20 protein-coding genes are annotated in these 19,642 nt (G+C 70.5%); 7 read left to right on the top strand and 13 right to left on the bottom strand.

All coding sequences use genetic code 11. The features are described 5' to 3' along the window. Positions 1-13 precede the first annotated feature (13 nt). Positions 14-625 (top strand): trimeric intracellular cation channel family protein, encoded by a 612-nt coding sequence (locus tag ACIN94_RS23435; RefSeq protein ID WP_400709558.1) that lies wholly within the window; start codon positions 14-16, stop codon positions 623-625. Positions 626-677: 52 nt separating this feature from the next. On the opposite strand, the gene ACIN94_RS23430 is transcribed toward ACIN94_RS23435, so the two are convergent. Further along, positions 678-2,111 (bottom strand): PLP-dependent aminotransferase family protein, encoded by a 1,434-nt coding sequence (locus ACIN94_RS23430; RefSeq protein ID WP_400709555.1) that lies wholly within the window; start codon positions 2,109-2,111, stop codon positions 678-680. A gap of 75 nt (positions 2,112-2,186) precedes the next feature. On the opposite strand from ACIN94_RS23430, the gene ACIN94_RS23425 reads away from it, so the two are divergent. Both ACIN94_RS23425 and ACIN94_RS23420 read left to right on the top strand, forming a co-directional pair. Beyond that, positions 2,187-2,792, top strand: coding sequence for a YitT family protein (locus tag ACIN94_RS23425; RefSeq protein WP_400709552.1), 606 nt, complete (start codon positions 2,187-2,189; stop codon positions 2,790-2,792). Between the two features lie 33 nt (positions 2,793-2,825). Further along, positions 2,826-4,586: a glycoside hydrolase family 15 protein gene (locus ACIN94_RS23420; protein ID WP_400709549.1), complete on the top strand. Its 1,761-nt coding sequence runs from the start codon at positions 2,826-2,828 to the stop codon at positions 4,584-4,586. 34 nt (positions 4,587-4,620) lie between these two features. Here the strand turns inward: ACIN94_RS23420 and ACIN94_RS23415 are convergent, their stop codons facing one another. Together ACIN94_RS23415 and ACIN94_RS23410 are read right to left on the bottom strand one after the other, a co-directional pair. After that, positions 4,621-5,490, bottom strand: coding sequence for a hypothetical protein (locus ACIN94_RS23415; protein ID WP_400709546.1), 870 nt, complete (start codon positions 5,488-5,490; stop codon positions 4,621-4,623). A 126-nt stretch (positions 5,491-5,616) separates the two neighbouring features. Continuing rightward, the gene (locus ACIN94_RS23410; protein WP_400709543.1) at positions 5,617-6,564 is read right to left on the bottom strand and encodes an LD-carboxypeptidase; all 948 of its coding nucleotides are present in this window, start codon (positions 6,562-6,564) and stop codon (positions 5,617-5,619) included. 30 nt (positions 6,565-6,594) lie between these two features. Between ACIN94_RS23410 and ACIN94_RS23405 the strand changes: the two genes are divergently transcribed. Further along, entirely contained in the window at positions 6,595-7,476 is an 882-nt protein-coding gene (locus tag ACIN94_RS23405; RefSeq protein ID WP_400709540.1) for a sulfotransferase family protein, read from the top strand. Positions 7,477-7,485: 9 nt separating this feature from the next. On the opposite strand, the gene ACIN94_RS23400 is transcribed toward ACIN94_RS23405, so the two are convergent. From ACIN94_RS23400 to ACIN94_RS23380, 5 genes are all read right to left on the bottom strand, one after another. Continuing rightward, positions 7,486-9,357, bottom strand: coding sequence for an ABC transporter ATP-binding protein (locus ACIN94_RS23400; RefSeq protein WP_400709538.1), 1,872 nt, complete (start codon positions 9,355-9,357; stop codon positions 7,486-7,488). Positions 9,358-9,413: 56 nt separating this feature from the next. Further along, complete coding sequence (locus ACIN94_RS23395) at positions 9,414-10,223, bottom strand: enoyl-CoA hydratase/isomerase family protein (RefSeq protein WP_400709535.1); 810 nt, start codon at positions 10,221-10,223, stop codon at positions 9,414-9,416. Between the two features lie 128 nt (positions 10,224-10,351). After that, the gene (locus tag ACIN94_RS23390) at positions 10,352-10,567 is read right to left on the bottom strand and encodes a helix-turn-helix domain-containing protein (protein WP_012892441.1); all 216 of its coding nucleotides are present in this window, start codon (positions 10,565-10,567) and stop codon (positions 10,352-10,354) included. Between the two features lie 114 nt (positions 10,568-10,681). Beyond that, complete coding sequence (locus ACIN94_RS23385) at positions 10,682-12,280, bottom strand: ABC-F family ATP-binding cassette domain-containing protein (RefSeq protein WP_400709531.1); 1,599 nt, start codon at positions 12,278-12,280, stop codon at positions 10,682-10,684. Between the two features lie 174 nt (positions 12,281-12,454). Continuing rightward, positions 12,455-13,111, bottom strand: a complete 657-nt coding sequence (locus ACIN94_RS23380; protein ID WP_400709528.1) for an acVLRF1 family peptidyl-tRNA hydrolase — start codon at positions 13,109-13,111, stop codon at positions 12,455-12,457. A gap of 178 nt (positions 13,112-13,289) precedes the next feature. On the opposite strand from ACIN94_RS23380, the gene ACIN94_RS23375 reads away from it, so the two are divergent. Both ACIN94_RS23375 and ACIN94_RS23370 read left to right on the top strand, forming a co-directional pair. Then, entirely contained in the window at positions 13,290-14,339 is a 1,050-nt protein-coding gene (locus ACIN94_RS23375) for an EAL domain-containing protein (protein WP_400709525.1), read from the top strand. 164 nt (positions 14,340-14,503) lie between these two features. After that, entirely contained in the window at positions 14,504-15,352 is an 849-nt protein-coding gene (locus ACIN94_RS23370) for a siderophore-interacting protein (RefSeq protein WP_400709522.1), read from the top strand. Positions 15,353-15,388: 36 nt separating this feature from the next. On the opposite strand, the gene ACIN94_RS23365 is transcribed toward ACIN94_RS23370, so the two are convergent. Genes ACIN94_RS23365 through ACIN94_RS23350 form a run of 4 tightly spaced genes read right to left on the bottom strand, consistent with a single transcriptional unit; the run spans position 15,389 to position 18,751 of the window. Continuing rightward, on the bottom strand, positions 15,389-15,994 hold the full coding sequence (locus ACIN94_RS23365; RefSeq protein ID WP_400709519.1) for a response regulator: 606 nt from the start codon (positions 15,992-15,994) through the stop codon (positions 15,389-15,391). After that, positions 15,991-17,136, bottom strand: a complete 1,146-nt coding sequence (locus tag ACIN94_RS23360; protein ID WP_400709516.1) for a sensor histidine kinase — start codon at positions 17,134-17,136, stop codon at positions 15,991-15,993. The genes ACIN94_RS23365 and ACIN94_RS23360 overlap by 4 nt, the downstream gene beginning before the upstream one ends. Beyond that, positions 17,133-17,867 carry an ABC transporter permease gene (locus ACIN94_RS23355; protein ID WP_400709513.1) on the bottom strand — a complete coding sequence of 245 codons (735 nt, stop codon included), beginning with the start codon at positions 17,865-17,867 and terminating at the stop codon, positions 17,133-17,135. Before ACIN94_RS23355 ends, ACIN94_RS23360 begins: the two co-directional genes overlap by 4 nt. After that, positions 17,867-18,751: an ABC transporter ATP-binding protein gene (locus tag ACIN94_RS23350; RefSeq protein WP_400709510.1), complete on the bottom strand. Its 885-nt coding sequence runs from the start codon at positions 18,749-18,751 to the stop codon at positions 17,867-17,869. The genes ACIN94_RS23355 and ACIN94_RS23350 overlap by 1 nt, the downstream gene beginning before the upstream one ends. A gap of 212 nt (positions 18,752-18,963) precedes the next feature. Here ACIN94_RS23350 and ACIN94_RS23345 point away from each other — a divergent pair, with 212 nt between their 5' ends. After that, positions 18,964-19,365, top strand: coding sequence for an ArsR/SmtB family transcription factor (locus ACIN94_RS23345; RefSeq protein ID WP_400709731.1), 402 nt, complete (start codon positions 18,964-18,966; stop codon positions 19,363-19,365). A 44-nt stretch (positions 19,366-19,409) separates the two neighbouring features. Here the strand turns inward: ACIN94_RS23345 and ACIN94_RS23340 are convergent, their stop codons facing one another. Further along, positions 19,410-19,598, bottom strand: coding sequence for a hypothetical protein (locus ACIN94_RS23340; RefSeq protein WP_400709507.1), 189 nt, complete (start codon positions 19,596-19,598; stop codon positions 19,410-19,412). Between the last annotated feature and the right edge of the window lie 44 nt (positions 19,599-19,642).

Genomic DNA, 19,642 nt, shown 5'->3' with positions numbered 1-19,642 from the left:
GGATGATTTAGTAGTGCACCAGGTCCTCGATCTCATCGGAATCTTCGTCTTCGCGCTCTCCGGCGCCCTCGTCGCCGTCCGCAAGCGCCTGGACGTGGTGGGCATGACCGTGCTCGCCGAGATGACCGCGCTGGGCGGCGGGATCCTGCGCGACCTGATCCTCAACATACGGCCCGCCGCCTTCTCCAGCGTCGGCTACGTGCTCGTGCCGATCGCCGCCACCGTGATCGTGTTCTTCTGGCATCCCCACGTGCAGCGGGTGATGCCCGCGGTGAACGTGCTCGACGCGGCGGGACTGGGCCTGTTCTGCGCGGTCGGCACGGAGAAGGCGATGAACTACGGCCTCAGCCCTCTGCACGGGGCCCTGCTCGGGGTCACCACGGCGGTCGGCGGCGGCATCCTCCGCGACGTCCTCGCCGGGCAGATCCCCAACCTCCTGTACGACCGCCAGCTCTACGCGGTGCCCGCCACGCTCGGCTCGGTGGTCATGGCCGTGCTCTACACCCTCGATCTGCACGGCTGGCCGGCCACGCTGGCCGCCGCCGTACTCGCCTTCGGCCTGCGCATCGCGGCCATGCGGCTGCGGCTGCGCGCGCCACTGGCCAGGGGCCTCACCCCGGAGTAGGCCTCGCCCCACCGGAGGCAGGCGACTCGGGGGAACGGCTTCGGAGCGGGCCTCACAGCGCCGGGGTGAGCGGCTCGGCGGGGCGGATGCCGTACGCCCCCCTGATCCTGGCCTCGGCGATGCGGCCCACGGCCTCGGTGAGAATCTGCGGCGGCTGGGTGAAGGGCAGGCGCAACCGGCCCTCCAGGGCTCCCTCCACACCGAACCAGGTGCCCGGAGCGAGCCGTACGCCGTGACAGGCCGCCGCGTCGGCCAGCGGGACGGCCGACGGGCTCGGCAGCCGCACCCAGAGCGAGCCTCCGCCTCTGGGCACGGTGAAGCTCCAGTCGGGCATGTGCTCGGCCAGGGCGGCCACGAGAGTGTCCCTGGAGGCGCCGAGGGTCCGGCGGCGCTCGGCCCTGGTCTCCTCGATGTCCTCGAACAATCTGGTCACGACCAGCTGCTCGAAGAGCGGGCTGGCGATGTCCACGGCCGCGCGGAGCATTGCCAGGCGGCGGACCATGGCGGCGGTGGTGCGGATCCAGCCGATGCGCAGGCCGCCCCACCACAGCTTGGACGCCGACCCGATGCTGATCACCCTCCCGTCGATGTCGAAGGCCGCCAGCGGGGCGGTCCCGGGCACCTCGTCGATGGCCAGCTCGCTCCAGGTCTCGTCCACGATCAGCGTGGTGTCGCGCTGCCTGGCCGCGCCGACCAGACCGGCCCGCGTGGCGTCGTCCATCAGGTGGCCGGTCGGATTCTGGAAGTCGGGGATCACGTAGGCGAGCCGGGCCGCCGACTGGCGCATCGCGCAGGTGAGCAGGTCCAGATGCCAGCCGTCGTCGGGGATGCCGACCGGGACGATCCGGCCGCCGCGCAGCCTGGCGATGTCGATCGTGTGCGGGTAGGTGGGCGACTCCAGCAGCATCGGGTCGCCCGCCGACAGCAGCATCGAGGTCACCAGGTGGATCGCCTGCTGGGCGCCCGTGGTGACCAGGATCTGCTCGGGGCGCGTGGCCAGCCCGCGCCGGGTGTAGCGGCCCGCGATCGCCTGGCGTAGCGGCGCGATCCCGACGGGGTCGTAGCCCATGCTGAGCGCGTAGCGCGGGTAGCGCTCGGTCGCGAAGGCGATCGCCGCGGGAAGCATCGAGGTCGCGAGCGGGGCTGCGCAGTGCAGCGGCAGCAGCCCGTCGTCGCTGGAGGCGATCCACGGGTTGTCCGTGCCCAGCGCGCCGGGTTCGGGAAGCGTGGTCCAGCTCCCCGCGCCCTGTCTGCTCTCCAGGTATCCCCGCTCGCGGAGCCGGTCGTAGGCGGCGGTCACCGTGGTACGGCTGACGCCCAGGGCCTCGGCGAGGTGCCGCTCGGCCGGGACGCGCATCCGCACGGGCAGCCGCCCGTCGAGGATCAGCGACCGCACGGCCTCGGCCAGCGCCCGGTAGTAGGGCCTGGTGTCGGGGTCGATCGCCATGAGGCGGGCGAGCTGGGGTCCGCTGAGGTACCGATCCATGCGGACCAATATAAGGCCACTTTTCGTGATTGGACCTTTTGATATGGCCTCATGGGCCAGACCATTAATGCCATTATGAGCGAAGTTTCCCTCCCTACCCTTGGCACCCTCCCCAACCGGATCCTGCGCCTGTACACCGGACTCGCGCTCTACGGCGTCGGCATCGCCCTGCAGATCGAGTCGCACCTGGGCGGCAGCCCCTGGGACGTGTTCCACCAGGGGTTGTCCATCCACATGGGCCTGTCGGTCGGCACCTGGATCATCCTGGTGGGCGCCCTGGTGATGCTGCTGTGGATCCCGCTCAGGCAGAAACCGGGGATCGGCACCCTCAGCAACCTCATCTTCCTCGGCCTGTTCGCCGACGCCGCCATGTGGCTGGCCCCGACGCCGGACCCGCTGGCCGCCCGCTGGGCCTACCTGCTGCTCGGCGTCGTCGCCACCGGCGCGGCGACCGCCCTGTACATCGGCGCGGGACTCGGCCCGGGCCCGCGCGACGGGCTGATGACCGGCCTCAACCGCCTGGGCCTGTCCATCCGCGCGGCCCGCACGGTCATCGAGGTCACGGTGCTGGCCGTCGGCTGGCTGCTCGGCGGCACCGTGGGGGTCGGCACCGTGGTGTTCGCCCTCGCCATCGGGCCGCTGGCCCAGTTCTTCATGCCCCGGATGCGCCCCAAAGGCTGATGGGCGCCCCGCTGAGGTATTAGCGTCAAGGACATGCGGATCGAAGATTACGCTCTCGTGGGAGACATGCAGTCAGCCGCCCTGATCGGGCGGGACGGCTCCATCGACTGGCTCTGCCTGCCCCGGTTCGACTCCCCGGCATGCTTCGCCGCGCTGCTCGGTGACAAGCAGAACGGGCAGTGGTGGCTCGGCCCCGCCGACACCGGGCGGCCCGCCGCCACCCGGCGGCGCTACAGGGGCGAGTCCCTGGTGCTGGAGAGCGAGTGGGACACCCCCGGCGGCACGGTCCGCGTGATCGACTTCATGCCCGCCCGGCAGGCCAACCCCGATCTGGTCAGGATCGTGGAGGGCGTGTCGGGAACGGTGGAGATGGCCACCGAGATCCGCATCCGCTTCGACTACGGCCGGATCGTGCCCTGGGTACGCCGCACCGACGGCCTGCTGCAGGCCGTCGGCGGCCCCGACTCGACGTGGTTGCGCTCCCCCGTCCCCCTGCAGGGCGGCGACTACGCGCACAGGGCGAGATTCCGGGTCTCCGCCGGCGAGCGCCTGGCCTCCGTGTTCACCTGGCACCCCTCACACGAGCCCAGGCCGGCCGAGATCGACCCCTTCGAGCAGCTTGCCGAGGCCGAGGCGCAGTGGGCCGAGTGGGCGCGGCAGTGCACCTACCAGGGCCCGTGGCGCGAGGCCGTGGTCCGCTCCCTCATCACGCTCAAGGCACTCACCTACGAGCCCACCGGGGGCATCGTCGCCGCCCCCACCACCTCCCTGCCCGAAGACCTCGGCGGGGTCCGCAACTGGGACTACCGCTTCTGCTGGCTGCGCGACGCCACCATGACGCTGGAGGCCCTCGTCGGCGGCGGATACCTGGAGGAGGCCCGCGCCTGGAGAACGTGGCTGCTGCGGGCGATCGCCGGCCGCGCCCAGGACCTGCAGATCATGTACAGCGTGTCGGGGGAACGCCGGCTGACGGAGCTGGAGCTCGACTGGCTGTCCGGCTACGAGGAGTCCCGGCCGGTCCGGATCGGCAACGGCGCGGTCAACCAGCTCCAGCTGGACGTCTACGGGGAGGTGTTGAACGCCCTGTACCTGTCGCGGCTGTCGGGCATAGAGCCGGACACGCGGGCCTGGACCATCCAGCGCGAACTCCTCGGATACGTGGAGGAGAACTGGGACGCACCCGACGAGGGCCTGTGGGAGGTCCGTGGCCCGCGCCGTCACTTCACCCACTCCAAGGTGATGTGCTGGGTCGCCCTCGACCGGGCGATCAAGCAGGCGGAGGACTTCAGCCAGATGGGACCGGTGGAACACTGGAAGGAACTACGTGACCGGATCCACGCCGAGATCTGCGACAAGGGCTTCGACAGCGTGCGCCAGACCTTCACCCAGTCGTACGGCTCGCGCGAGCTGGACGCCGCCCTGCTACTGATCCCGATCCTCGGCTTCCTGCCACCGGACGACCCGCGCGTGATCGGCACGGTGGAGGCGATCCAGAACGAACTGATGGTCGACGGCTTCGTGCTGCGCTATCCGGTGGCCACCGACAACCACGTGGACGGCCTGCCCGGCGGCGAGGGCGCGTTCCTGGCGTGCAGCTTCTGGCTGGCCGAGGCACTGGCGATGATCGGCCGCAAGGACGAGGCCGTCGAGCTGTTCGAGCGCCTGCTGGCGCTGCGCAACGACGTCGGCCTGCTCGCCGAGGAGTACGACCCCCGCTACGGGCGCATGGTCGGCAACTTCCCGCAGGCCTTCAGCCACGTGCCGCTGATCCACACGGCCCGCGCGCTGAGCTGAGCCGATCTCACGGCGCCTCGCCCCGCCGATGCCGTCAGAGCCGGTCGATCCCGTCGTCGGGACGGACCGCCAGGGCGGCGAGAACCCGGGCGAACTCCGGCGGCGGGGCCACCACCAGCCGGGTCTGCCCGTCCTGGCTGGTCAGGTCGGCCCGCACCAGGGTGAGGCGGCCATCGTGCCACCAGTAGACCTGGGGGCTGAGCGCGCCCGCGCCCCGGTCGAACTCCCGCTGGGCGAACAGCCGCATCCGCTCGATCGCACGGACCACGCCGATGCCCTCGACCGGATGGACGACCAGCGTGGCGGGGTCGGGCAGCGCGACGAGCACGCCGTCGGCCGGGACGGCAAGGTAGTCGCCCAGGCGGCGCAGGTGGGCGGCGGCACTCGCGGTGGGGCCGCTCAGCCGCCGGACCGCCACGCCGCCGAGATCGGCCTCGGTGACCGAGAGCGGGTCGTCGCCGCGGGCGTTGTCCACGGCCAGATCCAGTGCCTGGGCGGCGGTGATCGGCCAGCAGCCGGCCTCCTCGGGACGGACCGGCCGCCCGGCGGCGCCGTCCCCGACGACGAGCACCTCGACCAGGTCGGTGCTGAGGTGACGGCCGACCACCCGGGCCGCCCCCAGGTCGTCGTCGGACTGGATCCGGATCCGCAGCAGCGGGCGGACCTCGGCCAGGTCGCAGGCGTCGAACGGCTCGTCCACGGTGGCCAGGGCGTGGGCCAGATGCTCGGAGACGAGCATCGGCCAGTCCTCCCGCGAGCGGCGGCGCGCCTCCGCGTGCAGCCCGGCCAGCCGCACCACGATCCGGCGCGGGCCCGACAGCGTCAGCGTGCCACCGTCGGTGGCGAAGGAGCAGGTGTAACCCAGGGCGCCGGCGACCAGCTCAAGAAGGGAGTCGAGATCCACTTCCTCGATCGGACGCGGCGGCCCATCGGCCCTCCGGTCACGGCGCCGGTTGGCCTGTCGGTTACGATTCCGCCGGAACAGCCTCACGCACGCGTCCCTTCTGCCGGTTTCCTCCTAGGTCCGCACCTAGACTGCCTCCACGGGGTCGATGGTTGAGCCGGTCAGAGAACACGATTCCGCATCAATAACACCAAGTGCCCCTAGCAACACACTGAGCTGCGGGGACCCATGTCCCACCGGAAGCCCGGCGATCACCGGCACCCCGAGCGGCGCGAGCCGTTCCTCCAGCACCGGATAGGGATCACCGCAGTCCTCCCAGGAGCCCAGGACGAACCCCGCCGCGCCGTCCAGCGCCCCCGACCCGAGCAGCTGGGTGAGCATCCGGTCGATCCGGTAAGGCTCCTCGGTGACGTCCTCCAGCAGCACGATCCGCCCGCGCGCCCGCAGCGCGTACGGCGTGCCGCACAGCGCGGCCAGCAGGCTGAGGTTACCCCCGGTGACCGGGGCGACCACCCTGCCCGGAACGATCACCCGGTCACCGATGATCGGTGACGTGCCGCCGAACAGAGCCTCCGTGAAGTGCCCGAAAGAACGCGGCTCGGGCCCCTCGGGATCGCTGACCGTGGCGCAGGCGGGCATGGGCCCGAACCAGGAGGCGACACCCAGCTCGACGGAGAACGCCTGGTGCAGCGCGGTGACATCACTGGAACCGGCCAGCGTCTTGGGCCCGGCGGCCCGCAGCGCGTCCCAGTCGAGCAGGTCCAGGATCCGGGTGGCGCCGTAGCCGCCCCGGGCGCAGATCACCGCGGCCACGGCCGGATCGCACCAGGCCTCCTGCAGATCGGCGGCCCGGTCGGCGTCGGACCCGGCCAGGTAGCGGTCGCGGTCGAGCACATGGGCCCCGGTGGCGACCTTCAACCCCAGACCTTCGAGGACACGGACACCGCGCGCCAGCCGCACCGGATCGGGAGGCCCGCACGGGGCGACCACCGCCACCACGTCACCGGGTCGCAACGGGCGCGGAACGATCAGGCTTTCTGACCGGGCTGGGATGGACGGGGCCGGTTCGTTCACCCCTCAAACGGTGCCACACTGGGCTCACATATGCGACCTCCGCCTCACATCCTCGTGGTCAACGGAATCAAGGTCCGCCAGCCGGTGTTCGTGCTCGCCGCCCCTCACTCCGGCGCGGACCTGCTTGCCCGTGCCCTGAAACGCTCTCCTGGCTTCCACCTCACCATGGGACGCCCGGCCGTGGCCCACGTCGTGTACGCCTTCGCCAGACGCCCGTCCCTCGCCGGCCGGGGCATGGGCGCCACCCGCGTCCTCCGCGACGCCCTGGCAGAGGCCTGGCAGATCCTCCCAGGCGCCTGCCGCGACTGCCCGGCCCCCTGCCGGGAGGCGGGAGGCGTGACCGGAGACGGCCCCTGCGCGACCCCGGGCGCGGTGGCCCGGTTCGGCGACGCCAGTCCCGACCTGCTCTACAGCGCCTCGGTGCTGCTGCAGGCCTTCCCCGACGCCCGGTTCGTCCAGCTCATCAGGGACGGGCGCGACGTGGCCGCCGACATGCTGGCCGACCCGGCCACCCTGGCCTGGTTCAAACCGGTCATGCTCAACGACGAGACGGAGTTTCCCAACCCCTTCTTCGGCGTCAGAGCGGCCGAGCACAGCGACCGCTGGAAGGCCATGCCCACTGCCGGCAAGTGCGCGCTGCGCTGGCGCAGCGCGGTCCGGCTCTCGGCCACCCTGCACAAGGAGCTCCCCCGCGAGCAACTGCTGACCCTGCGCTACGAGGACCTGATCACCTCCCCCGCCCAGGCGCTGGAGGAGCTCTCGGCCTTCCTGGAGACCCGGGTGCCCAAAGTCGCCCTGTACGGCAGGAACGTGCCCAAGGTCGGCGCCTGGCGCACCCGGCTCCGAGGCCAGGACGCCGAACTGGTGGAGAAGGTCGCCCGCGAGGAACTCAGCCGCCTGGGCTACCGGTGACCGGCCCGATCACGACTGCGAACTGAACTGGGTGCGGTAGAGCTCGGCGTAGACCTCACCCCTGGCCAGCAGCTCCTCGTGGCGGCCCCGCTCCACGATGCGGCCGTCCTGCACCACCAGGATCTGGTCCGCCTCGCGGATCGTCGACAGCCGGTGCGCGATGACCAGCGAGGTCCGACCGCTCAGCGCGGTCTTCAGCGCCTGCTGGACCGCGGCCTCGGACTCGGAGTCCAGATGCGCGGTGGCCTCGTCGAGCACGACCACCCGGGGTGCCTTGAGCAGCAGCCTGGCCAGGGCCAGCCGCTGCTTCTCCCCACCCGACAGCCGGTAACCCCGGTCGCCCACCACCGTCTCCAGGCCCTCGGGCAGCTCCTCCACCAGGTGGGCGATCTGCGCGGCGCGCAGCGCGTCCCACATCTCCTCCTCGGTGGCCCCGGGCCGGGCATAGGCGAGGTTGGCGCCGATGGTGTCGTGGAACAGGTGAGCGTCCTGCATGACCACGCCCACGGTGTCACGCAGGGAGTCGAAGGTGGCCTCCCGCACGTCCAGGCCGTTGACCCGGACCGCGCCCTCGTCGACGTCGTAGAGCCGTGAGACCAGACTCGTGATGGTCGTCTTGCCCGCACCGGAGTGGCCCACCAGCGCGATCATCTCGCCCGGGCGGGCGGCGAAGGTGACGCCGCGCAGCACCTCCTGGCCGGGCCCGGTGTCGGGCCGGGCCACCGCCTCCAGCGAGGCCAGCGACACCTCCGAGGCGGCGGGATAGCGGAACCGGACGTCGTCGAACTCCACGGAGGCCGCCCCGTCCGGAACGGCCCGGGCGTCCGGCCTCTCGGCCACCATCGGCTTGAGGTCGAGCACCTCGAAGACCCGGTCGAAGCTGACCAGCGCGGTCATCACATCGACATGCACGTTGGACAGGCTGGTCAGCGGGCCGTACAGGCGCATCAGGAGGGCGGCGAGGGCCACCAGGGTGCCGATCTCGAAGACACCGTCGACGGCCAGCAGCCCGCCCGCGCCGTACACCAGGGCGGTGGCCAGCGCCGCGACCAGACCCAGCGCGACCCGGAACACCGTCCCGTACATCGCGACGGTGACACCGACGTCGCGCACCTGCCCCGCCCTGCCGCCGAAGGCCACGGCCTCCTCGTCGGGCCTGCCGTACAGCTTGGCGACCATGGCACCGGCGACGTTGAACCGCTCGGTCATCATGGAACTCATCTCGGCGTCGAGCTCCATCTGCCGGCGGGTGAGCCCCGACATCTTCCTGCCGACCCACTTGGCGGGGAAGACGAAGATCGGCAGCAGCACGAGGGCGACAAGGGTGATCTGCCAGGACAGCACCAGCATGGCGCCGAGCACCAGGACCAGCATGACCACGTTGGACACGACCGACGACAGCGTGCTGGTCAGCGCCCGCTGCGCGCCGATCACGTCGCTGTTCAGCCGGGAGACCAGGGCACCGGTCTGGGTCCGCATGAAGAACGCCACCGGCATCCGCTGGACATGGTCGAAGACCTCGGTGCGCAGGTTGTAGATCAGGCCCTCGCCGACCCGCGCCGAAAACCAGCGCTGGCCCAAGGTGAGCACCGCGTCCGCCACCGCCAGGACCGCGATGACCACCGCGAGGGTGACCACGAGCCCGGGCCGTTTCGGGATGATCCCGTCGTCGATGATCGCCTTCATCAGCAGCGGGTTGGCGATCACGATGCCCGAGCCGACCACGACGAGCGTCAGGAAGGCCGCGATGTGCCGCGAGAACGGCCGCGCGTATCGCGCGATACGCCGGACCGTGCCCGGCGCCAGACGCTCCTTGGTCACCGAGCTGTCACGCCGTAGCGAGTGCATCGCCTGCGGGCCGAAGCCGCCCGTCATCACCATCTGGCCTCCTTTCCCGGTGGGAGCGCCGGAAAGGACACCTTCATTCCCTTTCCCCGTCAGCTTCCGGCGAACAGGGACTTGATCCGCACGACCTGCTCACGCCGCTCGGCGGCGCACTGCTCCTCCAGAGTGCGCCCGGAGGAGCCCTGAAGCAGCCGCTTGGTCGCCGTCGCCGCGTCCCTCTGGGTGGCCAGCAGCGCGGCGGTCAGATCGGCGACGGCTCCCGCCAGCTCCTCCGGCGCGACGACGAGCTCCGCCAGGCCGATCCTGGCTGCCTCCTCCGCTCCCACGGTGCGGGCCGTGAGGCAGATCTCAACGGCCCGGGACAGGCCCACGAGGTCGACCAGCGGCTTGGTGCCGGTCAGGTCGGGGACCAGCCCGAGCGCGGGTTCCTTCATGCACAGCTTGGCGTCGTCGGCGAGAACCCGCAGGTCGCAGGCGAGCGCAAGCTGGAACCCGGCACCGATCGCGTGCCCCTGCACGGCCGCGACCGAGACGATCTCGGGACGTCGCAACCACAGGAACCCCTGCTGGGCCTGCGCTATCCGCTGCTCGAAGGTCGAGTCGTCAAGTGTCGCGGAGGTCGCGAACGAGCCCTGGCCGGGAACCCCCTCGGGGGTGAACATCCGCAGGTCGATGCCCGCCGAGAAGGACGGCCCCTCACCTCTGATCACGACGACCCTCACCTGCCGCGGCAGGGTGTCACCGATCTGAGCCAGCGCCGACCAGGTCGCGAACGTCTGCGCGTTCCTCCTGTCCGGCCGGTCCAGCGTGATCGTCGCGATCTCACCGTCCACCTCGAAGCGCAGACCGATCTCCTCGAGGGAGATCTTCTCCGCCCTCCCCCCGAACGCCACTTCCGTCATCGCCCGCTCCCAGCTGTCGCCTTGCGTCTCGCCCGAGCCTATCTGCTCTCCAGAATGAGGTTCTATAAGCTCGGGCGAGACGTCGTGGCGCTGGGACGGGCGGCTGCGGACGCGCGTTCCGAGGCGGGTCAGCGCTTTGACTTACCTCGAGTGGCGCCCCCGCGCCCGCGCAGAGTCACACCGGACTCGCTCAGGATGCGGTGGATGAAGCCGTACGACCTGCCGGTCGAAGCCGCCAGCGCCCGGATGCTCTCACCCGCGCTGTAGCGCTTCTTCAGATCGGCGGCCAGTTTGTCGCGATCGGCCCCGGTCACCCGGGTGCCTTTCTTAAGAGTCTCGGCCACGAGTACCTCCTGTAGTGCCAGACTTCCGCAGCGTTACTCACGCCATGATCAGTCATTTCAGCGAGATCGGCTACCTACTCCATGGGAAAAGATCCGTACCCGCTCAAATTAAGATCAGGCAAGTGCCACAAGATCGGAAAATTCATCACTCCATGCATCTTCAACTCCGTCAGGCAGCAAGATCACCCTATCTGGTTGTAGGGCCTCGACAGCACCCTCATCATGCGTTACGAGCACAATAGCCCCAGAATAGGACCTTAGTGCCGAAAGAACCTGCTCCCTGCTCGCCGGATCGAGGTTGTTGGTGGGCTCGTCAAGGAGCAGAACGTTGGCTGCGGACAGCACCAGGGTGGCCAGGGCCAGCCGGGTCTTCTCCCCTCCGGAGAGCACCCCGGCGGGCTTGTCCACGTCGTCTCCGGTGAACAGGAACGAGCCCAGGACCTTGCGGAGCTCGACGTCAGCGAGCATTCCCCCCGCCGAACGCATGTTCTCCAGGACGGTCCGATCCGGGTCGATCGTCTCGTGTTCCTGGGCGTAGTAGCCCAGCTTGAGCCCGTGGCCAGGCTTGACGACCCCGGTGTCGGGCTGCTCGATGCCGCCCAGAATGCGCAGCAGAGTGGTCTTGCCCGCGCCGTTCAGGCCAAGGATGACGACCCTGCTCCCCTTGTCCACGGCCGCGTCCACATCGGTGAAGACCTCCAGCGAGCCGTAGGACTTCGACAGAGCCTCCGCGGCGATCGGGGTGCGCCCGCAGGGCGCGGGCTCGGGGAAACGCAGCCTGGCGACCTTGTCGCTGCGCCGCTCGACCTCCAGGCCGGAGAGCAGCCGCTCGGCGCGGCGCTGCATGTCCTGCGCGGCCTTGGCCTTGGTGGCCTTGGCCCGCATCTTGTCGGCCTGCGACATCAGCACCGAGGCCTGCTTCTCGGCGTTGGCCCGCTCGCGCTTCCTGCGCTTCTCGTCGGTCTCCCGCTGGGCCAGGTAGGTCTTCCAGCCGACGTTGTAGGTGTCGACCGTCGCACGGTTGGCGTCGAGGTGGAGAACCCGGTTTACCGTCGCTTCAAGAAGGCCGACATCATGGCTGATTATGATCAAGCCGCCCTGATGCGATCGTAAAAAATCACGAAGCCACCCGATTGAGTCTGCATCGAGGTGGTTTGTCGGCTCGTCAAGAAGGAGAGTCTCCGCTCCGCTGAAAAGAATGCGTGCCAGCTCCACCCTCCTGCGCTGCCCGCCGGACAGCGTCTCCAGCGGCTGGCCCAGCACCCGGTCGGGCAGACCGAGACTGGAGGCGATCGAGGCCGCCTCCGACTCGGCGGCATACCCGCCCAGCACGTGCAACCGGTCCTCCAGCCGCCCGTAGGCGCGCACCGCGCGGTCCCTCACCCGCACATCCGCGGACGCCATGCCGAGCTCCGCCTCACGCAACTCCCGGAGCACCTCGTCCAGCCCGCGCGCGGACAGGATGCGATCCCGGGCGAGCACCTGCAGGTCACCGGTGCGAGGGTCCTGCGGGAGGTAGCCGACGGCCCCGCTGGTGGAGACGGTGCCGCCCGCCGGCACGCCCTCACCCGCGAGCACCCTGGTCAGCGTGGTCTTACCGGCGCCGTTACGGCCCACAAGCCCGATCTTGTCACCGGGATTGACCCGGAACGACGCGCCCTCGATGAGCAGCCGGGCCCCGGCGCGCAGTTCGATGTCAGAAGCTACGATCATGGTTGGAGAACACTCCCAGACTGGAAATAAACAGGCTCACCTCGCTGTGGCCGAACCCGCCGCACCCTGTCTCCTCCGGCTCTCGGTTCAGCTGTCCCGCCTCATCGGGGCGGCGTCAGTCGGAAGTGTGCATACCGATCAGTGTACGGCGCACCGACGGCCGCTTTCCCCTGATTAACCGGGGTCGATCACTCTGATGCGGACCGCTCGGAACTGGGCCGGGGTGTCCCGGAGCACGACCAGCCGGGGATCGGGGACCGCGAGGAAGGGCCCGGTCTCCAGCGCGAAGATCGGGGTGAGCCTGCGATCAGGCCGCAGGGCGTCCACCGCGCGCCGATCACCCCCCAGGATCACCGCCTCCAACTCGGCCACGTGCGGGCCGAGAATCCGCAGCGCCACCTCGGCCGCCGCGTCGTGCGCCTGGCCGGCCTGCTTCTCCCTACGCCGGGCGAAACGCTGCTGGGACCAGCCGCCCGCCGCACTGCGGCCATGGACCAGCCGCGACCCCACCTTGGAGGAGACAAGCTCGTCACCCTGGAAGATCCCGGCGGCATGACCGCCGAGCCGCACCAGAAACACGCCAACCCGGCGCTCCTGGCGCGCATGGGTGATGAGGCGTGCCAGCGGGCCACCTCCCGAGGAGGTCAGCGGCGGGAACGGCACCTGGCATTCCGCAACGGCACCGTCGGCACCCTGGAGCCGCACCACCTCATCGGCGGCCGTCACGCTCGGCGGGCCGTGCCGCTCGACGAAGCCCTCCACCCAGCGGCCCAGGCGCTCCGGCCCCACCGAGACCCAGCGCCCCCCTCCCTTGGCAGGTCGTGAGCTCATGAGACGGGACACTAGCGGGTGCCACCTCACACCCGCGGACCCTCCGGCCGCCGACTCCAACGAACGGCGAAATATCGGTGAACATCACCGAACGTCGCATATTTAATCACCCAGCGTGGTCCATCATCTGTACGTGGTGAGTCGAACACACCTTCCTACGGCCTCCGCAGCGGCCCCCATGAACATCACACCGATCATCGACCTCGACACGGGGGACGTCATCGCCATCCAAGCGGTCGGCGAGCACCACGGGAACGTCGCCTCCCTCGCCGCCACGCTCCTCGACGCCGCCAGGAGCGAACTCCTGCTCCCGCTGGTGATCGGCCTGCCCGCGGAGGCCGTGATCGGCGGCTCAGCCGCGCTGGCACCACTCCACGAGGCACTGCGCGTGTCAGGACGGCGGCCCCGGGAAGTGATCCTCGTGCTCCGGGGCGGCTTCTCCAGGGCCGAACGCCGAGCCCTGCTCACCGGGCTGGACGGGCTCCGCGCCATCGGCTACCTGATCGCAGTGGGAGACCTGGGAGTGGGCCACATCCCGATGGACCTGCTCACCGACGCGGCACCCTACCTGGCGGTGCTCTCCACCGAACTCATGGCGCGGGTCACCCACGACCCGCGCCGCGCGGCGCTCGCGGAGGCACTGGCCAGGCTCGCCCGAGACGTGGGCGCCCACGTCCTGGCCCCGGGCGTGGCCGAGGAGGGGCAACTCACCGCGGTCCGGAACTGGGGAGTACGGCTGGCACAGGGCCCGCTGCTCGTCCCGGGGCCGTCCGGCCGGATCCACGTACCGCTCCCCTCCTTCGATCAGGAACCGGACCAGATCATGCACGGGCCCCGCGTCCAGGAGTTCCTCATGCCCGCGGCGACCCTCCCCTGCGAAGCGCTCGCCGAGGAGGCGGTCAGAGCCTTCAGCGGCGCGCCCTCCATCACCAGCGTGATCCTGGTGGACGAATACCAGCGTCCGAGGGCCAGCCTCGACCGCAGCCGGTTCCTGCTCTCCATCGCCAGCCGTTTCGGCCACGCCCTGCACGGCAAGAAGCCCGCCGTACGCCTGGCGGAGCCGGCCCGCACGGTCCCCAAGACCACTTCGGCAATCGCCGCCATGCAGCTCGCCGGCCGTGACGCCGACCGCGTCTACGACGATCTGGTGGTCGTGGACGAGTTCGGCCGCTGCATGGGGATCGTCCGGGTGTCCGACCTGATCCGCCAGGTGACCGCCGAGCGCTAGCGATCGCCGGCTGCGGCCTCCTCCGGGATTTCCCATGCACGCAACTTTACGTTGTAGATTTTTAATGAGCGCCCCGGCCCGCCGGCGCCGCCCTGAAGGACAATGCCAAATGGCCATATGCTACGACTTAGGCGTACCTAAGCTGAGTCGATCGGAAGTGGCGTATGGCAGAGGGCAAGCCCACGCGGAAGACGACCCGCGGTGAAGTGCGGCGGGTGGAGCGGCTCACCCCGCACATGATCCGGGTGGTTCTCGGCGGCGACGGGCTCGCGGGGTTCTGCGCGGGCGAGTTCACCGACCACTACGTGAAGCTCCTGTTCCCCCCGCCCGGGGTGACCTATCCGGCGCCGTTCGACCTGGAGGCGATCAAGCGCGATATGCCCCGCGACCAGTGGCCCGCCACCCGGACCTACACCGTCCGCGCGTGGGACCCGGAGGCGGCAGAGCTGACGCTCGACTTCGTCTACCACGGCGACCACGGCCTCGCCGGGCCCTGGGCGGCCCGGGCACGGCCCGGCGACGAGATCCACTTCCTGGGTCCCGGCGGCGCCTACGCACCCGACCCGCAGGCCGACTGGCACCTGCTGGTGGGTGACGAGAGCGCGCTGCCGGCCATCGCCGCGTCCCTGGAGCGCCTGCCGTCCGGCGCCCAGGCCCACGTGTTCCTGGAGGTGGCCGGACCGAGGGAGGAACAGCCGCTCGACTCCCCCGGCGACGCCAAGATCGTATGGGTGCACCGGGGCGAGGCGCCGGTCGGCGAGTCACTGGTCGCGGCCGTACGCGAGCTCGACTTCCCCACGGGCACCCCGCACGCCTTCGTCCACGGGGAGGCCGGCTCCGTCAAGGCCCTCCGCCGTCACCTGCGGACCGAACGCGGCGTCCCGCTGTCGCAGCTGTCCATCTCCGGCTACTGGCGCCTCGGCCGCGACGACGAGGCCTGGCGCGCCTCCAAGAAGGAGTGGAACCGGCAGATCGAGGAGGAGGAGGAGGAGACCGCGGCGCTGTCCTCCTGAGCCGCGGTATCGCCACCCCCGCGCCGGTGCCCGAGGTCAGAGCCAGCCCTGGGCCTGGGCCCGCTGGACGGCCTCGATCCGGTTGCGGGCGCGGGTCTTCTGGATGGCCGAGGACAGGTAGTTGCGGACCGTGCCCTCCGACAGGTGCAGGTGGTCGGCGATGTCACCGACGGTGGAGCCGTCGACCGCGGCCGCCAGGACATCGCGCTCGCGAGGTGACAGGGGGTTGGGACCCGCGCTGAGCGCGACGGCCGCCAGACCGGGGTCGATGACGCGCTCGCCGTCGCGGACCCGGCGGATGGCGGCGGCGAGCTCGCGGGCAGGGCTGTCCTTGACCAGGAACGCCACCGCGCCCGCCTCCATCGCCCGTCGCAGGTAGCCGGGGCGGCCGAAGGTGGTCAGGATCATGATGTGGCAGCCGGGCAGCGCCTCACGGATCCGCGCCCCGGCGGTGATCCCGTCGCCGCCGGGCATCTCGATGTCGAGCAGAGCGACGTCGGGCCGGGTCCTGAGCGCCACGGCGAGCGCCTCCTCCCCCGAAGCCGCCTCCCCCGCCACCTCGATGTCCGGCTCCAGGCCGAGCAGCGAGGCCAGCGCGCCCCGGACCATCGCCTGGTCCTCCACCACCAAAACCCGGATCATGTCCGTGACCCTACGGCCTGCGGGACCGCGACCCTGAGGGCGAAGCCCCTCTCGTACGGCCCGGCGGACACCGTCCCGCCCGCCGCCTCCACCCGCTCGGTCAGCCCGGCCAGCCCGCTGCCCGGCCCGTACGGCGCCGCCCCCCGCCCGTCGTCCACGATCTCCAGGACGGTGACCTCCCCGTCGTGGGTCACCTCGATCTCGCACCGGGTCGCCCCCGCGTGCCGTATGACGTTGGTGGTCCCCTCGCGCACCGCCCAGCCGAGCAGGCCGTCCAGCGCGTCGGGCAGCGGGGTCCCCGCGAGCCGGATCGTCACCCGTGTCCCCGCCGCCTCCAGCGCGGCGCGGGCGCCGTCCAGCTCGTCCGACAGGCCGCGGTGCCGGTAGCCGCTGACGGCGTCGCGTACCTCGACCAGTGCCTGCCTGGCCACCGATTCGATGTCGCGGAGCTCCGCCGTGGCCCGCTCCGAGCCGTTCTCGGCCAGCCGCCCGGCCAGCTCGCTCTTCAGCACGATCAGCGACAGGCTGTGGCCGAGCAGGTCGTGCAGGTCCCGGGCGATCCGCAGCCGTTCCTCGCTCGCGGCCAGCCGCGCCACCTCGCCCTGCGCCCGGCGGAGCTGGACCACCAGCAGCCGGGTGTTGCGCACGCTCATGAACAGGACGCCGAGGGTGACGACCTGCAGGAGCAGCACCACGGTGGTGGCGGGGTCGTTCTCCTCCAGCAGGCCGACCAGCACGACGACGCCGCCCATTGCCAGCATGCCGGGCAGCGCCAGCGAGGGGCGCAGCGCCATGCTGTAGACGACGGTCGTGTAGATCGGCAGGGTCAGCCAGCCGCCGCCGAAGAGGAACGGCAGGCCGGCGGTCAGGAGCGTGATGCCGACGAGGAGACCGCGGGTCAGCGGGGTCAGCTCGCCGGACTCCCGCGGCATCAGCGCGGTGGCCAGGAAACAGGCGAGGTAGGCGACCAGCCCGAGGGCGCCCCACACGGCCCTCGCGCCGGTCACCTCGCCGTTGACGATGTCCAGAACCGGGAAGCACAGGTACACCAGGCCGATGGACATCCCCGCCAACCGCCGTCGGCGGGACGGCCGCTCACCGGCTCCCGTCCCACCGAAGGTGAAGATCGATTCGATCTTCATGCCCGTACGGTGGCCCGCCTGTAGGCGAACACCGCGATCACGCCCAGCGCGACCGCCCAGGCGCCGACGGTCAGGACACCCGAGAGCGGCGCGCCGTGCCCGGCGACGATGCTCTGCCCCATGTCGGCGTAGTTGAAGGACGGCATCGCGTGCGCGATGGCCTTCATCGCCGAAGGCATCGTCTCCACCGGGAACCACAGACCGCCCAGGATCGCCAGCACGAACATCCCGATCATCGCCACGGGCTGCGCGGTGTCGGGAGGCAGCAGCGACCCGATGGTGAGCCCCAGTGCGGCGAACGGGATGACTCCCACCCACATCGTCAGGATCAGCCCGGCCCACTGCCCCGGAGGGAGTGAGACGCCCTGGAAGAGCACGGCGGCGGCGCAGACGAACAGGATGGCGGGGAGCACCAGCAGCAGCGAGGTGACCAGCTTCGTCATGATGATCGTCAAGTTGGAGAGCGGGGTGATCTGCAGCTGACGGAGCCAGCCGCTCTGCCGCTCCTGCGCCCACGGTACGGCGGTGCTCATCATCGAGGCCGCCAGCGCGCCGTACGCACTCATCGAGACCATGATGACGATGTTCGCCCGCACTCCGTCGGGGCCGGTCTCGTTGCCGTAGACGCTGCAGAAGAGGAGGTAGAACGCGACGGGGAAGGCCACCACGAAGATGACGTAACGCATGTTGCGCAGCATCCGCAGCGCCTCGATCTTGATGTAGTTGAGCATCATGGCTCCTGGGTGAGGGCGAGGAAGGCGTCTTCGAGGTCGGCGCCGGTGATGCGCAGGTCGCGGATGTCCAACGAGGTGCCCCGGTAGAGGGCGGCCACCGTGGCGTCGGGGTCGGCGGTACGCAGCGTGGCGACGCCCTCCTGGAACTTCACGGCGGTGACCCCGGGCAGCGCGTCCAGTCCGGCGGTGGACTGCCCGTCCAGGGTGAAGCGGACCTCCTGGCCGCCTGCTCCCGCCTTGATCTGCGCGGCGGTGCCGTCGGCCACGACGCGGCCCCGGGCGATCACGACGACCCGGTCGGAGTTCTCGTCGGCCTCCTCAAGGTAGTGGGTGGCGAACAGCACGGTCCGCCCCCCTTCCGCGTAGGCGCGCATGCTCTCCCAGAACCGCAGCCGCGACTCCACGTCCATGGCCGCGGTGGGCTCGTCCAGGACCAGCAGCCGGGGCGCGCCGGCGATGGACAGGGCGAACCTGACCCGCTGGGCCTGGCCGCCGGACAGCCTGTTGGCGCGCCGCTTCACCAGGTCGGTGAGGTCGGCCATCTTCAGGATCTCGTCGAGGCCGAGCGGCTCGGGGTAGAGCCGCCGGACGAAGTCCACCAGCTCCCGGACGGTGAGCTCGGGGATAAGCTCGCCGCTCTGCAGCATGGCGCCGACCTCCCCCCGGGCCACCGCCTCGTCCGGGGACCGGCCGAGGACTTCGATCCCGCCCCGGGTCGGGCGGAGCAGGCCGAGCAGCATGTTGATCGAAGTGGACTTGCCGGCCCCGTTGGGGCCGAGCAGGGCGACGGTCTTGCCGGCCTCGACGGTGAGGTCCAGCCCGTCGACGGCGAGTACGTTCCCGTAGCTCTTGCTCACGTCGTTGAAGGCGATGGCGTACATGTCCCCAACGCTAGAAGCGCTCCCGCGTGATCGTCAGTGCCTGCCGTCCAGGCTTGGCGGTGACATTTGTCAGACGCGCCGGGCGGCCGGGCTTACTGTTCGCCGCCGGCTACGGGCGTGCCGCGCGGGTGGCCGGCCGTCGCGCGGCAGCCGGTTTTCTCGATCACCCTGGTTGCTAAGATTGGCAATTGCGTAAGGCGATGAGGTCCGGAATGGGCATCGGCCCCCAGGGTCACGACAGGGAGGATGCCGCGGTGAGCAGGCCGCTGTGCCAGTTGAAGGCGGAGTTCTTCAAGGCGCTGGGGCACCCTTCGCGCATCCGGGTGCTGGAGCTGCTCAGCGAGCGCGACCATTCGGTCGCGGAGATGCTGCCCGAGGTGGGCATCGAGCCGGCGCACCTGTCGCAGCAGCTGGCGGTGCTCCGCCGCGCCAACCTCGTGGTGTCGCGCAAGGAGGGCTCCGGCGTGTACTACTCGCTCACCAGCCCCGACATCGCCGAGCTTCTGAGGATGGCGCGGTCGATTCTCACCGGCGTGCTCTCGGGTCAGGCCGAACTCCTGGAAGACCTCCGGGCCTCGGCGCGCGAGGACGGGGCGGACGCGCCGACCAGGTGAGATGGGCGCGGTGCCGCGTGAGGCACGGACCGTGCCCGGAGTCGCTAGCCGAGGTCCATCGCCATGACAATGCCGAGGCCGACGACATGGATCAACACGACGAGCGTGATGAGGAAGACGAAGACGAACTTCGCGGGTCCGTGCTCGAAATGCTTGCCGTCCCGGAGCGGGGGTCTCTGCGCCTGACGGTCCGCGATCCGCTCTTCGAGGGTCTTTCTCTTCTGGTCAGCCATTCCGGTTCCTGTGGTGGGAGGAGTGGTCATCCATCATGGGCACG

Source organism: Streptosporangium sp. NPDC087985 (assembly GCF_044741965.1).
Taxonomy (GTDB): domain Bacteria; phylum Actinomycetota; class Actinomycetes; order Streptosporangiales; family Streptosporangiaceae; genus Streptosporangium.
Note: the sequence above shows the minus strand (reverse complement) of the source record. Positions and strands in the feature narration are given on the sequence as shown.